Origin of the sequence: Paenibacillus sp. FSL E2-0177 (genome assembly GCF_037992975.1) — a bacterium.
Lineage (GTDB): Bacteria > Bacillota > Bacilli > Paenibacillales > Paenibacillaceae > Paenibacillus_AQ > Paenibacillus_AQ odorifer.
This window is the reverse complement of the sequence record NZ_CP150307.1, coordinates 5,082,811-5,095,080: the sequence shown is the minus strand read 5'-3', so window position 1 is coordinate 5,095,080 and position 12,270 is coordinate 5,082,811. Positions and strand designations below refer to the sequence as shown.

At 41.0% G+C, this 12,270-nt stretch carries 10 protein-coding genes; 6 read left to right on the top strand and 4 right to left on the bottom strand.

Features of this window, described 5'->3' with window-relative positions:
- Positions 1 to 40 precede the first annotated feature (40 nt).
- Together MHI25_RS22855 and MHI25_RS22850 are read right to left on the bottom strand one after the other, a co-directional pair.
- On the bottom strand, positions 41 to 940 hold the full coding sequence (locus tag MHI25_RS22855; RefSeq protein ID WP_076130226.1) for a LysR family transcriptional regulator: 900 nt from the start codon (positions 938 to 940) through the stop codon (positions 41 to 43).
- A 91-nt stretch (positions 941 to 1,031) separates the two neighbouring features.
- Positions 1,032 to 2,222 (bottom strand): coenzyme F420-0:L-glutamate ligase, encoded by a 1,191-nt coding sequence (locus tag MHI25_RS22850; protein ID WP_248548383.1) that lies wholly within the window; start codon positions 2,220 to 2,222, stop codon positions 1,032 to 1,034.
- 147 nt (positions 2,223 to 2,369) lie between these two features.
- On the opposite strand from MHI25_RS22850, the gene MHI25_RS22845 reads away from it, so the two are divergent.
- The 3 genes from MHI25_RS22845 to MHI25_RS22835 all read left to right on the top strand — a co-directional run bounded on the left by MHI25_RS22845 (position 2,370) and on the right by MHI25_RS22835 (position 5,171).
- Entirely contained in the window at positions 2,370 to 3,566 is a 1,197-nt protein-coding gene (locus tag MHI25_RS22845) for a macrolide family glycosyltransferase (protein ID WP_340394373.1), read from the top strand.
- A complete protein-coding gene (locus MHI25_RS22840; RefSeq protein ID WP_076130229.1) occupies positions 3,563 to 4,510 on the top strand; it encodes a YafY family protein in 948 nt (315 codons plus the stop codon). The genes MHI25_RS22845 and MHI25_RS22840 overlap by 4 nt, the downstream gene beginning before the upstream one ends.
- A 67-nt stretch (positions 4,511 to 4,577) precedes the next feature.
- Positions 4,578 to 5,171 (top strand): DinB family protein, encoded by a 594-nt coding sequence (locus tag MHI25_RS22835; protein ID WP_340395701.1) that lies wholly within the window; start codon positions 4,578 to 4,580, stop codon positions 5,169 to 5,171.
- A 17-nt stretch (positions 5,172 to 5,188) separates the two neighbouring features.
- Here the strand turns inward: MHI25_RS22835 and MHI25_RS22830 are convergent, their stop codons facing one another.
- Positions 5,189 to 6,805: a response regulator gene (locus MHI25_RS22830; RefSeq protein WP_340394371.1), complete on the bottom strand. Its 1,617-nt coding sequence runs from the start codon at positions 6,803 to 6,805 to the stop codon at positions 5,189 to 5,191.
- A 4-nt stretch (positions 6,806 to 6,809) separates the two neighbouring features.
- Positions 6,810 to 8,549, bottom strand: a complete 1,740-nt coding sequence (locus MHI25_RS22825) for a sensor histidine kinase (RefSeq protein WP_076130231.1) — start codon at positions 8,547 to 8,549, stop codon at positions 6,810 to 6,812.
- A gap of 347 nt (positions 8,550 to 8,896) precedes the next feature.
- On the opposite strand from MHI25_RS22825, the gene MHI25_RS22820 reads away from it, so the two are divergent.
- From MHI25_RS22820 to MHI25_RS22810, 3 genes are all read left to right on the top strand, one after another.
- Entirely contained in the window at positions 8,897 to 10,372 is a 1,476-nt protein-coding gene (locus MHI25_RS22820; RefSeq protein WP_076194993.1) for a carbohydrate ABC transporter substrate-binding protein, read from the top strand.
- Between the two features lie 90 nt (positions 10,373 to 10,462).
- A complete protein-coding gene (locus tag MHI25_RS22815; RefSeq protein ID WP_244886367.1) occupies positions 10,463 to 11,404 on the top strand; it encodes a sugar ABC transporter permease in 942 nt (313 codons plus the stop codon).
- A gap of 9 nt (positions 11,405 to 11,413) precedes the next feature.
- Positions 11,414 to 12,268: a carbohydrate ABC transporter permease gene (locus tag MHI25_RS22810; protein ID WP_076134560.1), complete on the top strand. Its 855-nt coding sequence runs from the start codon at positions 11,414 to 11,416 to the stop codon at positions 12,266 to 12,268.
- Positions 12,269 to 12,270: the final 2 nt, after the last annotated feature.

The following is a 12,270-nucleotide window of genomic DNA, read 5'->3' as shown; positions in this document are numbered from 1 at the left end:
ATAGTATGTGAAAAAAAGAACATAGTCTAACACATAAAACTTATGGTCGATTGCTAAATCCAATTTGGATTTGTTGCAGGAAGGAGGGCAAGGCCGGGTTTGTATTATTTTTGAGATAACCTGCTTCGATTGCAAAGGTATGGTGTGAATCATCTAAAGGAATTAGCCGGACTTCATCTTGAAGATAAGCGAGCTGATAGTTATCCGGGAAAAAGCCAATCAAATTCTCTGTGATGATATAAAACAATTCTGTCTCCACATCGTCTGCGGTTCGAAGAATGTTCGGCTGATAGCCGTCTTCAATTGCATGCTGGATCATTAGATGATAAGAGTTTCCAATAGCTGTTGGATTCAGCATGACTAGCGGATGTTCATATAACTCCTCTTTGGCGATCGATTCATGATGAAACAGGGGATGGTGATGACTCACAGCCGCACAATAACGTCCCTTATATAAGGGATAGGTTACAATGTCCTCTTTTCCCTGAAACTCGGAATCAAAGGCAATAGCCACGTCGTAAATCCCTTTTAGCAAGTATTCTGCAATATCTTTTAGCAATACTTTATTCAGTTCCAGCTTAATATTCGGATGATGATCCTGAAACGAGGGAATCAATTTCAACAAACTTTGGATATCCGTCATCGCCGCATATTCGATACTCAGGGATTGCGTATTATACTTTTGAAAGTTTTCCATGCTCAGCTTCATATGGTTATATTGCTTCCAGAGGATGAGAGCTTCGCCATAGAAAAGCCATCCGGCTTTGCTTGGCTCGATAGGGATCTGCTTTCTGTCAATTAATTGAATGTTGAATTCCTCTTCAAGCGCGGCGATTTGTTGACTAATGGTGGTCTGCGATACATAGTTCTTTTTAGCTGTTTCCGTAAAATTTCTGCATTCTACGAGATCGATAAAATATTTAATCCTTCTTATGTTCATAGTATCCTCCGCCTGCCGCTGTTTGCTTTTATTATAACCCAGAAAGTAAAAAAGAGAGCCTCGTTTAGAGACTCCCTTTGTTGTACTACTCTTATTTTGTATAGTTATCGAAATAACCTTGGATATAAATCATTGGTGTTCCTTTATCGCCACTACCAGAAGTCAAATCAGATAATGATCCAATCAGGTCAGTTAATCTACGAGGTGTAGTCCCTTGGGCTTCCATCGCACCAACTAGATCATCATTTTTATTCTGGATGTATTTAGAAATGGCTTGTTTTAACTCTTCACCACGAAGATGAGAGAAGTTGTTATCGGCCAAGTATTTCAATTTTACTTCATTTGGTGTTCCATCAAGTCCGGCAGTGTAAGCAGGGGAGACAACTGGATCTGCGAGCTCCCAGATTTTTCCGACTGGATCTTTGAATGCTCCATCGCCATAAACCATAACTTCTACAGTTTTACCTGTAATTTCTTTGATTTTTGCTTGGATACCATCCACGATAGGCTGGCAGTTATTGGGAAATAGCTTAACACTTTCTTCTGTTGCTTTATTTGATCCTAGCAGACCATAGGCTTCGTTAAAGCCGCTGCCATCGATTGATTGTGTAAGAATATCATCCAAGCCAAATACTTTTTCAGCACCGTTGTTTGTGAGAATGCGTTTGGTTCTGAAGCGAGTGTGAATATCGCAAGTTAAAACATTTTTTGTATAGTTTAAAATGGTTTTTGGGTTGTTGGAGAAGACGACTTCACATGCCACACCTTCAGCTTCAATTAAACCTTTATAATATTCAATATAGTCAACCCCTGTGAATGGGTGCTTAATATAGCCGAAAAACTCACGGAACTGAGCTTCTGTTAATACATCCGTCCATGGATTGATACCTTTAGCATCTAGTTCGTCGATGTCTACAAGGTGGTTTCCTACTTCATCAGCTGGATAGCTTAACATTAGGACTACTTTTTGTGCCCCTTTGGCAATACCGCGTAAGCAGTTAGCAAACCGGTTACGGCTAAGGATTGGAAAAATGACCCCTACGGTTTCTTCGCCGAATTTCCCCTTTATATCAGCAGCAATATTGTCGATCGTTGCATAGTTTCCTTGCGCCCGAGCAACAATGGATTCAGTTACGGTCACAATGTCACGATCTTCGATCGAAAAACCCTCGACTGTTGCTGCATTCAATACCGTCTGAACTACGATTTCTTCAATGTTATCCCCATTGTTAATGATAGGTCCGCGAAGTCCACGTACAACTGTTCCAACTACTCTTTCCAATATGATCTCTCCTCTAATAAGGGTATACTCTATATTATTAAAATGGTTTTAAAACCTATATTACTATACCCTTTTAGAGCGATATAAGTAAAATTAATGTTTATAATATCTAATATAAAAATGATTTATAGTTAAGGAGGATTACAATTGTCGCGTGTGTTATTTATTAATGGTGGATCAGAGGGACATATTAATCCCACGGTTGGCGTTGTGGAAGAGCTTATTTCTCGTGGCGAAGAGGTAGTGTACTTTTGTATAGAAGCTTATAGAGAACGTATGGAGATGACGGGGGCTACAGTACGAACATTTGACGATCAGAAATTTATACAAGCTTTTATCTCAGGTGGAAGAAATTATGTACTCGAAAGAATCAACGGTCTTTTACTTACGGCAGATATAGTTATTCCAAGCGTTCTTGAACAGATCAAAGGGGAGCATTTTGATTACATCATCCATGATTCTATGTTTGGTTGTGGACGTTTGTTAGCTCAAATTCTTAGGCTTCCGGCCATTAGCTCCTGTACTTCTTTTGCGCAGACAAAAGCAGCATTCGATGAAATGTTAGAACAATTTTATACTACAGTTCCTGCAGAAGTAACTAATCCTATAAAGGATAAATTCCAAAGCTTGACGCAAATGGTGAAGGGCAAATATGATGTGGACATCCAATCCCCTTATGAAGTGTTTTGTAATCCTGCCCCACTTACTATCGTTTATACAACTAGGGAGTTTCAACCTGAGGGAGAAGCTTTCGACCCGTCTTATATCTTTGTAGGACCCTCCATCTCTTCACGATTAGCTCCAGAAAACTTCGACCTCATGGCAATTAAGGGGAAAAGTCCAATTTACATTTCACTCGGCACAGTTTTTAACCAAGCCATTGAATTCTATAAGCTTTGTATTGAAGCATTGGGGAACACGGAGCACACTATTGTGATGTCAATTGGAGATAAAGTCCAAATCACTGATTTAGGGGGAATTCCGCAAAACTTTTTCGTGAAAAATTATGTTCCACAAACGGATATACTGCAATACACAAAGTTATTTATTACACATGGTGGAATGAACAGTATCAATGAAGGGCTTTATTACGGGGTTCCGCTAATTGTAATTCCACAAAGTGCGGATCAGCCAATAATTGCGGATCAAGTCGTCCATGTCGGAGCAGGCATTAAGTTACAAATGCAAAGTTTAACTGCAACTCAACTACGAGAAGCCGTAGATCATATATTAAGCGATTTATCTTATAAAAAAGCTGTCTCCAATATCAGTGAATCGTTTCGGAACTCGGGTGGGTATCGACGAGCTGTTGATGAGATTGTTCGGGGAGGGGGAGTCGTATGAACAAAATGGACCGGTTGTTAGCTATAGTGCTTGAACTGCAGCGTAACAAAATGTTGCGGGCGGAGGATTTGGCTGCTACGTTTGAAACGAGCGTAAGAACGATCTATCGGGATATTCAGGCACTGAGTGAAGCGGGCGTTTCCATAATAGGAGCGCCAGGGCAGGGTTACTCCTTAATCGAGGGGTATTTCCTGCCACCCGTTAGTTTCACGCTGGACGAAGCAGTGACATTGCTTATAGGAACTGATTTTATCGAGCAGCGGTTTGATGCACACTATGGTAATAAGGCTAGAAGTTCTAAAGCAAAGATAGAAGCCATCCTGCCGGAAGCTATCCGCAGTGAAGCATCACAGATTCGCAAAAGTTTTCGTTTATTTGCATCCGCAGAAGATATAGCACCCATACAAGAGAAGGCATGTTTGGAAGCCATTCGTGGAGCAATATTGGAGGGAAGGAAAATAAGATTTCGTTATTCCAAAAGAATCGCCGAAGCCGATGGGAACCGTCAAAGTATTCGTACGGTTGCTCCTTATGGACTTGTGCTTCATCACGGGTCATGGGTACTCATCGCCTGGTGTGAATTGCGTCAAGACATCCGTCATTTCCGGTTATCCCGAATGAGGGAGCTTATTAATCTGGAAGATGAATTTATACTGCCAGCAGATTTTCATCTGGAGGTATACCAACCTCCTGATGATCGCAACGTTCATGTGCTTATCTTAGTCCAAGCTGACATAGCCGATAAGGTAAGGGAATCAAATAATTTCTATATGGAAACTATTGAGGAGCATGCGGAGGGGGTACTTGTTACTTTTCGCGTTCGCGAGCCAGGGGAATTGCTGCAATGGGTGCTTGGCTGGGGAGGCGGTATGGTTGTGCTGGAGCCCGAATCTTTCCGTGATCAGGTTAGAAATGAAATAGAAATAATGTTAAAACGCTACTGACATAACGCTGTCAGTAGCGTTTTTGTATACTTGGACCATCAATGACTACAGGAGCTGATATATGATGATTACAACAAAAGAAGTCTTACAACGATTTGAAGAAACTGCGACATACTATATTCAAGAATTGGAGCGATTCAATCTGGAGCAGTTGAAGCAAAAGCCGAGTGAAAACGCCTGGTCCATCGGACAGATGTTTCAGCATCTCATTAACTCGGCGCTGTATATGCAGCTTCGTAATATTGATCAATGCCTTGTGCTAGACCAAGATCCCTTAGTAGCTCATGTGGGGAAAACTGAGGATGGTGCGGCTATATTTGCGCAAGGAAGCATTCCGCCCATTCGTATTCAGGTTCCGCCTTCCGCCCAATATACGCCGGAGCAGCCGGAGAGCAAAGAACAATTAATTCAAGGGTTACGTACAGTCATTCAAAGAATGAGAGAGATCGAACCCTCTCTTGAAAAAGCGTCCAAACAAAATACCGTATCTCACCCGCGATTCGGTGGACTATGCGCGGAGGAATGGTTCCTACTTATTGAAATGCACTATCGTCATCATCTTCTGCAGCTGGAGCGGTTAAACAAAGAGTTGTTGTTTAATTCCATATTTGCACCTAAAGAAGGGTTCATCAATAACATTCAGGTTGTGAAAGGATCATAAAAAGAGTTTGAATGGTCTTAATTTCCTGAATCAAGCGTGGCCTGAACGTGATTCTTATACTCACTAGGATTAACACCAAAGTGTTTTTTGAATAACCGGGTGAAATAAAATTGATCGTGTATACCGATTTGCGTGGAAATTTCTTTAATGTATGGATTCCCTTTAAGTATTAATTCTGCAGCCTTTTCCATTTTCACAGTATTAATGTAGTGAATGATGCTTTGTCCCACTTCTTCTTTGAAGATTCTGGACAGATAGTTCTCACTTAAGTTGACATGCTTGGCAATCAGAGATAAGGTGAGCTTCTTCTGATAATGTGTGTTGATATAGTCAATCGCTTGTTTAACATCTCTATTGTGTGTAGTTACGATCTGTTGCTTTTGATGGGAGAATAGTTGGAACACAAGCTCCATTATAGATAGAACGTCAGTGGTACGTTTACTGCTGGCGATATTTTCTATATAGGTCTTCAAAAGCTTTGGATCCTCGACAATGAGATGGGCATCGCATAAGGGAAGATAATGCAGACAATTTACGATGAACTTTTTGGTTTCAGCAGGATTAATTTGCTTGGATTTACAGATGTCGAGAAATTGCTGAGTTGCTTGATTAACGGCTTCAACCCCTGAAAGCTTCCAGTTCTGAATTAATTGCGTCGAGAAATCATGTACATCCTCGAAGTCCAGCGTATCCTTTAAATGGACATCCTTTGGATCTATAATCGTTATTTCGTTGTAAAATTGGATTTGCAAGGATTCTTTACATCGCTCTAGGGTTCGTTTTGCTTCAGCATATCCCCGTACAGGATCAGAAAAAACAATAGTAGGGGTGATAGAAATATACATTTTGATTAACCGAATGACCCTCTGGATAAAGTCTGTGCGGATAATTTGATGATCGTCTAAGGTATCACAGGAGATTAGAAGCAGCAGCCCATTAGATTCTAGCTGAATAATTTCTAACTGATCTACGGTCTCCAAGATATCCAAGATAATGTTTTCAATAAAGGATACGGAGATGTGATTTTGTCTTTCGTTTTGGGTGGCGTTATTCTGCTCAAAAGTAATGAAGAATAAATAACAGCTGCTTTCACTGAAAGCGAAACTTATAGCATCATGCTGATCAAGCTGCTGCACATCGTAATAAGGATCGGTGAAATAATCTTTTAGCAGCGCATTTTTCACGCTTTTTAAATTGTGCTGTAATAACTGTGTTTGGGTCTCCTGCTGCTGCCTAGATTGAAGCTGCTCTTGAATTAGCTTCGTAGATTTCTCCAGCAAATGGATCAAATCCCCCGTTTTCATACTAATCTTCAGCATATAATCTATAGCCCCAAGCACTAAGGCTTCACGAACTAACTCATACTCCCCGTGGTTGCTCGCCACCAGAATTTTTCCTGCAAACCCTCTGTTATTCAGTTCTTTTATCAGCTGCAGACCATCCATATTAGGCATTTTGAGATCTGTAATGATGATATGGGGATTAAACTTGTCTACAAGTGTTAAGGCTTCAACTCCGTCAGAGGCAGTAGCACAGATCATGTATCCAAGCTCTTCCCATGGAATCATGGTTCTGAGCGCGACTTTAACAATAGGTTCGTCATCCACTAGCATTACATTATACATAGGATACATAGTATCACCCCTTAAGTTCGTATGTTTGTTTAGGGATAATTAGGCGGCAGCAGGTTCCATGACCCATTGAGCTTGTGATGAACAGCCCGTAACTCTCACCGTATTGAAGTTTAATGCGATCGGCCACATTTGAAATTCCGATACCCGACAGATTGTCAGCTTTTTCAGATTTGGTGGTGTCAAACCCTTTTCCGTTATCGATGATCTCAATAATAAGGGTGTATTCATTTTTTGCGTATACCTTAATTTGGATTAGAACTTTTCCTCCTATATCTGTAACTCCATGAAGAATCGCGTTCTCTGCGATCGGCTGCAGGATGAGCTTGGGGATCATGCTCTGTAATAAAGACTCATCCAAGTCATATTCAATGTCAAACCTGTCGGCATAACGTATTTTTTGAATGGCAAAATAATGATCCAAATTGTTCAGCTCCTGCTTGATGGTGATTTGCTCATCTTGATCGATAATGGTACTACGCAGCAATTCAGCTAGTGAGGAGATGCCGTCGCTAAGGACGGGAACCTGGTTAATCATCGCCAGCCATCGTAAGGAGTTAAGTGTATTAAAAAGAAAGTGAGGATTAATCTGCGATTGCAGCATTTGCAATTCGAGCGAACGTCTTCTTTTCAGATCTTTCTTTTGATCCTTCATCAGCTGTTCCATTCTACTGACCATGCTGTTAATTCTATTGGCCAACACGCCCATTTCATCGTTGCTGTGATCTTCAATCCGGCTCGATAGATCACCATAAAAAATTTGATTGCAGAAGACGATGATTTGTTTGATTGGTTTCAGGATGCTTTTATACAATACGATAATAATTAGAATACACACGACTACAATGATGCTGACAACAATAAGTAGTCCAGTGGTGATTTTACTTGTCTCTGAATTGATATAAGAGAAGGGCACGGTAGAAATCATGTACCAGCCTAATTGATTATTGTTAATATAGGAGATTTGCTGCATTTTGCCATTGACCATGCCTTGGAAGGAATGGTTTTTCTTTGCCTCTTGTGTCTTGATTTGCTTAAAAAGCTCATCTTTATAATAGGGTTCTCCTAGCGGAGTATCCTTTTGATTCGAGGACATTACTTTTCCCTCCCTATTCATAATAAGGAGACTGGAACCTGTACCTAAATCCACACTGGAAAGAATGACTTTTGAAAATAACTCCCCACCAATAAAAACAAACACATGACCTAAGGGAACGCCAATGTCATCTTGATCAAAAATTTTCCGGCCCAGGACAATGGTATTGTAAGCGCGATAGCTTTTTGCGTAGTTAAGACTGTCATAAGGGGCATTGAGCTCTACTTGTTTCATAATTTCTTCATACTTAGGATTGGGGATGCCATCGTAGCCTAATTCATAAATAGGTTGGTTCTTGGCGTCGATGACCCGAACGTTCTGGACATATCCGGGGTAGATGGTTCTATATAAATTGTCCATGGCATGATTAATGGCAGCATTGCTAGGAGCGGGTTCATTTGGTGCTGCCGATAAACGCTCCTGAATAATACTATTGGTAGAAACAGAGCCTGCAAGATATTGATAGTTGTTAAGTTCACTTAACATCGTTCGATTAAGCAGTGTTAAAGCCTGAAATGTGGATTTACTTAATTTATTGTTAATAGATTTGGAGTAAATGGTGTAGGAGTAGAAACCTATAAAGATGATTGGGATCACGGATACGATTAAGAAAATGACGGTTAAGCGATTTTGAATTTTAACCTTGCGCATGATTTGCGGAGGATTAGGAAAATGCAGCTTCCCTTTGCGTCGACTCAGGTGGATGACCTCCCATTCACTATCTTTTACTTACAAGTTAACATAAAAAGAACAATGGAATATATATGCAGCGGCGAAAAGTGAGAATAATCTATGGAATGGATAATATTATCCATTCCGTTAACGGCTAAGTTTACAGGTTATGTGATCCTGATGAATAAGCTTATACGAGCTTGCATTGGAAGATGGATAAGATAATACATAGGTAGGTTTGTATTGTAAATGTAAATATAGCGTAAATCCTTCTATACTTAGATTATTAAAAAAGCGTTTACAAGAATATCTTAAGGAGGGCGTTTATGAAAAAGACTATGAGTACATTATTAGCAGTAATGCTGCTAGGTGTGGGGTTGCTCGGCTGTGGGAACAGCAATAATAAACCTGCTGCCTCTAATGAATCAGATTCAACGAAAGCTGCGAGCACCGCGCAAGCTACAAGTACAACGAACGCCGGGAAGACTAAAGAAGAACCTGCTAAAGATTTTGATAACAAGGAACTTAGCATTGCTGTATTCCAAGGGGGATATGGTGCGGATTATTGGAATGAAATTGTCAGCAAATTCGAAAGTGCTTATCCAGGTGTGAAAGTGAACATGACGATTAATCCTAAAGTTGGTGAAGTAATCCGGCCGCAGATTGTTGCGGGTAATCCTCCCGACTTCCTATCCGTTACAGATACAGAGCAAAGTGGCATCGTGCTTTCATTGATTAAAGAAAAAGGACTGCTAGATATCAGCGATGTATTTGAAAGCAAAGCGCTTGATAAAGAGGAGACGCTTAAGGATATGATTCTACCGGGGATGCTGGACAGTACAAGATTTCAGCCCTATCAAGATGGAAAGACGTACCTCGCACCTTTTAATGCTGGACCGATGGGCTTGATTTACAATAAAACACTGTTCACAGAAAAAGGCTGGAGTGTTCCTGAGACTTGGGAGGAGTTCTTTGCTTTAGGGGATGAGCTGAACAAAGAGGAGAACTATCTGGTTAATGCAGATGGAACCAAAACGAAGCGGGCTTTATTCACTTACCAAGGCATCTATCCGGATTATTTGGAGGAAATTCTCTACCCGGCCATTGCGAGTGCGGGGGGAAAAGAAACGCTGGATAAAGTCTTTGCTTATGAGGAAGGTTCATTTAAGAACGACACGATCAAAAAAGTACTGGATATTTTCTATAAAATCTCTAAAGACGGTTATCTGATGGACGGCACGGTTGCCTTGAACCATACACAGTCGCAGACCGATATGATGATGGGTAAAGCTTTGTTTATCGTAAACGGGAACTGGATGGAAAATGAAATGAAGGATTCACCTAGAGAAAATGGGTTTGAATTTGGGATGACAACTGTACCTGTGTTCAATAAAGGCGATCAGAAGTATGTGCTTTCCAGCTACGAGCAATTCTCCATCCCTGCTAAGGCCAAAAATCCTGAGCTCGCTAAGGAATTCTTGAAGTTCCTGTATACCGATGAGTCTGTGAAACTATTCGCGGAAAAAGCGAATGGGGCGTATGCGCTTAACGATGCGAAGGAGCTGTCTAAGCCATTTTTGACTAAAGGTGTCTATGACATGTTTGAGGCTTATAATGGTTCCATTTCTATTCTACAGGGCTGGCAATCATTACCGAAGGGTTCCAAGGTTAGTGTAGTCACTGAAATGTTCAAGAATACGGTCACACCAGTGATGACAGGCCAAATGACCACAGATCAATGGATGGATAATGTGGAAAAAGCTTTTGCACAGATTCGTAAAGAGAAAGCGGCTAGTAAATAATCTATAGTATCTCATGCAAATGCATCCTGTTAGGAATGGATAAGGTTATCTATGAACGGGATGCATTTTGTATGAAGGGGAGTGAGAAAGATGTCTGAAATGCAGCTGGCAGAAGTAGCTCCTAGACAGAGGAAATCAAAGATTAGGACAGCGAAAACCAGAAATCCTAAGCTATTCATAGCGGTATGCACGATTCCAACGCTCCTGTTGACCCTCGTATTTATGATTATTCCAACCTTTCGGGCATTTTTTATGTCTTTTACGGATGCTACCGGGATGAGTGATGAGAACAAGTTTATCTTTTTGGATAACTATAAATATATGTTTCAAGATGAGATGTTCCTCAAAGCTCTGAGCAATACATTTAAACTGATGCTGGTTGTGCCAGTGATTACGTTGATTTTTGGGCTGGTGCTTGCTTTTCTATTAACGCAGACGAAGCTGAAGGAAAGAGGATTTTACCGAACCGTATTTTTCTTTCCTAGTATCATCTCTTTGACGGTAGTCGGAATTATCTGGTCCTTTGTGTTTCATCCCAATATGGGCATTTTGAATAATATTCTGGGGAGCATCGGATTAGATCAACTGAGCAGACCCTGGCTTGGAGATAGCCGAACAGCATTGTGGTGTGTAGCCGTTACACTGATCTGGCAAGCGGTTGGTTATTATATGGTCATGTACATCGCTGCGATTGATGGGATTTCTGCGGATGTGTTTGAATCGGCGACTATTGATGGTGCGGGATATTTCCGGAAGCTTACCAGTATTACGATCCCTCTGCTAAAAGATATTATTGGCATTACGTTTGTGTTGTCTCTGGCAGGTACGATCAATTTAAGTTTTATAGTTGTAACTGTAATGACTGGTGGTGGTCCGGCAGGTGGAACTACTGTTTTACTCCACTACATGTACACGCAGGCCTTCCAGAATGCGAACTTTGGTTATGCCATGGCTATAGCTATATTTACGCTGGTGTTCGCCTTTGTGCTTTCTTTTCTGTCCAGACTACTTACAAATCGAGCAGAAGGGTAGGGGAGAAGGATGACGAGCAATCAACAGAGTCTTCTAAAAATGAATATTGCTAACTGGATTACGCGGCTGTTTCTGATTGTAGCCACCATTGTTTTGTTATATCCGTTTGTATGGAATCTCTTAGCCTCATTTAAAAGCAATACGGAATTTCTGACCGACCCCTTCTCCTTTCCACAAGCCCTACACTTCGATAACTATGTACGTGCTTTTCAGAAATCCAAGATGGGGAGTTATTTCCTGAACTCTATCTTTCTTGTGGTGTTATCCACGGCGATTTTAGTTATTTTTGTGGTTCCTATGGCTTATGTCTTAACGAGATTTAAGTTTTGGGGCTCTAAACTAATCCTTAACCTTTATATGGCCTGTATTTTTCTGCAAGCCTCCTACATTATGGTTCCTTTATTTCTGCAGGTGAATTCGTTCGGGATGTTAGACAATCGCGGGATGCTCAGTTTAATCTATGCTGTTCTGCAGTTTCCCTTTGCCATCTTTGTATTAAGTGGATTTCTGAGGTCCGTCCCTAGAGATTATGAAGAGGCCGCTAAGATTGACGGTTGTGGCAACACAGGAGTGCTCGTCAGAATTGTTGCGCCGCTTGCTAAACCGGGCATTGTGACGGTCTGTATGCTGGCAGCGATGGGCTTTTGGAATGAGTATCCGCTGGCATTGGTCTTAATTCAAAGTGATAGCAAAAAAACATTGCCAGTAGGTTTAGCCAATCTTTTTGAGGTTCAACGTTATGCTACTGATTGGAGTGCACTTTTTGCCGCGCTGATCCTAGTGCTGATTCCAACGATTCTTTTATATGTGATAGGACAAAAGCAATTGCTCCAAGGAATAAGCGCAGGCGGAATTAAGGGCTGAAC

What these genes read in the sequence shown, in the direction of transcription:
- MHI25_RS22830 (WP_340394371.1), bottom strand. Translation starts at nt 6,805, where the DNA reads ATGTATCCTATGTATAATGTAATGCTAGTGGATGACGAACCTATTGTT.
- MHI25_RS22810 (WP_076134560.1), top strand. Translation starts at nt 11,414, where the DNA reads ATGACGAGCAATCAACAGAGTCTTCTAAAAATGAATATTGCTAACTGG.
- MHI25_RS22840 (WP_076130229.1), top strand. Translation starts at nt 3,563, where the DNA reads ATGAACAAAATGGACCGGTTGTTAGCTATAGTGCTTGAACTGCAGCGT.
- MHI25_RS22815 (WP_244886367.1), top strand. Translation starts at nt 10,463, where the DNA reads ATGTCTGAAATGCAGCTGGCAGAAGTAGCTCCTAGACAGAGGAAATCA.
- MHI25_RS22820 (WP_076194993.1), top strand. Translation starts at nt 8,897, where the DNA reads ATGAAAAAGACTATGAGTACATTATTAGCAGTAATGCTGCTAGGTGTG.
- MHI25_RS22855 (WP_076130226.1), bottom strand. Translation starts at nt 940, where the DNA reads ATGAACATAAGAAGGATTAAATATTTTATCGATCTCGTAGAATGCAGA.
- MHI25_RS22825 (WP_076130231.1), bottom strand. Translation starts at nt 8,549, where the DNA reads ATGCGCAAGGTTAAAATTCAAAATCGCTTAACCGTCATTTTCTTAATC.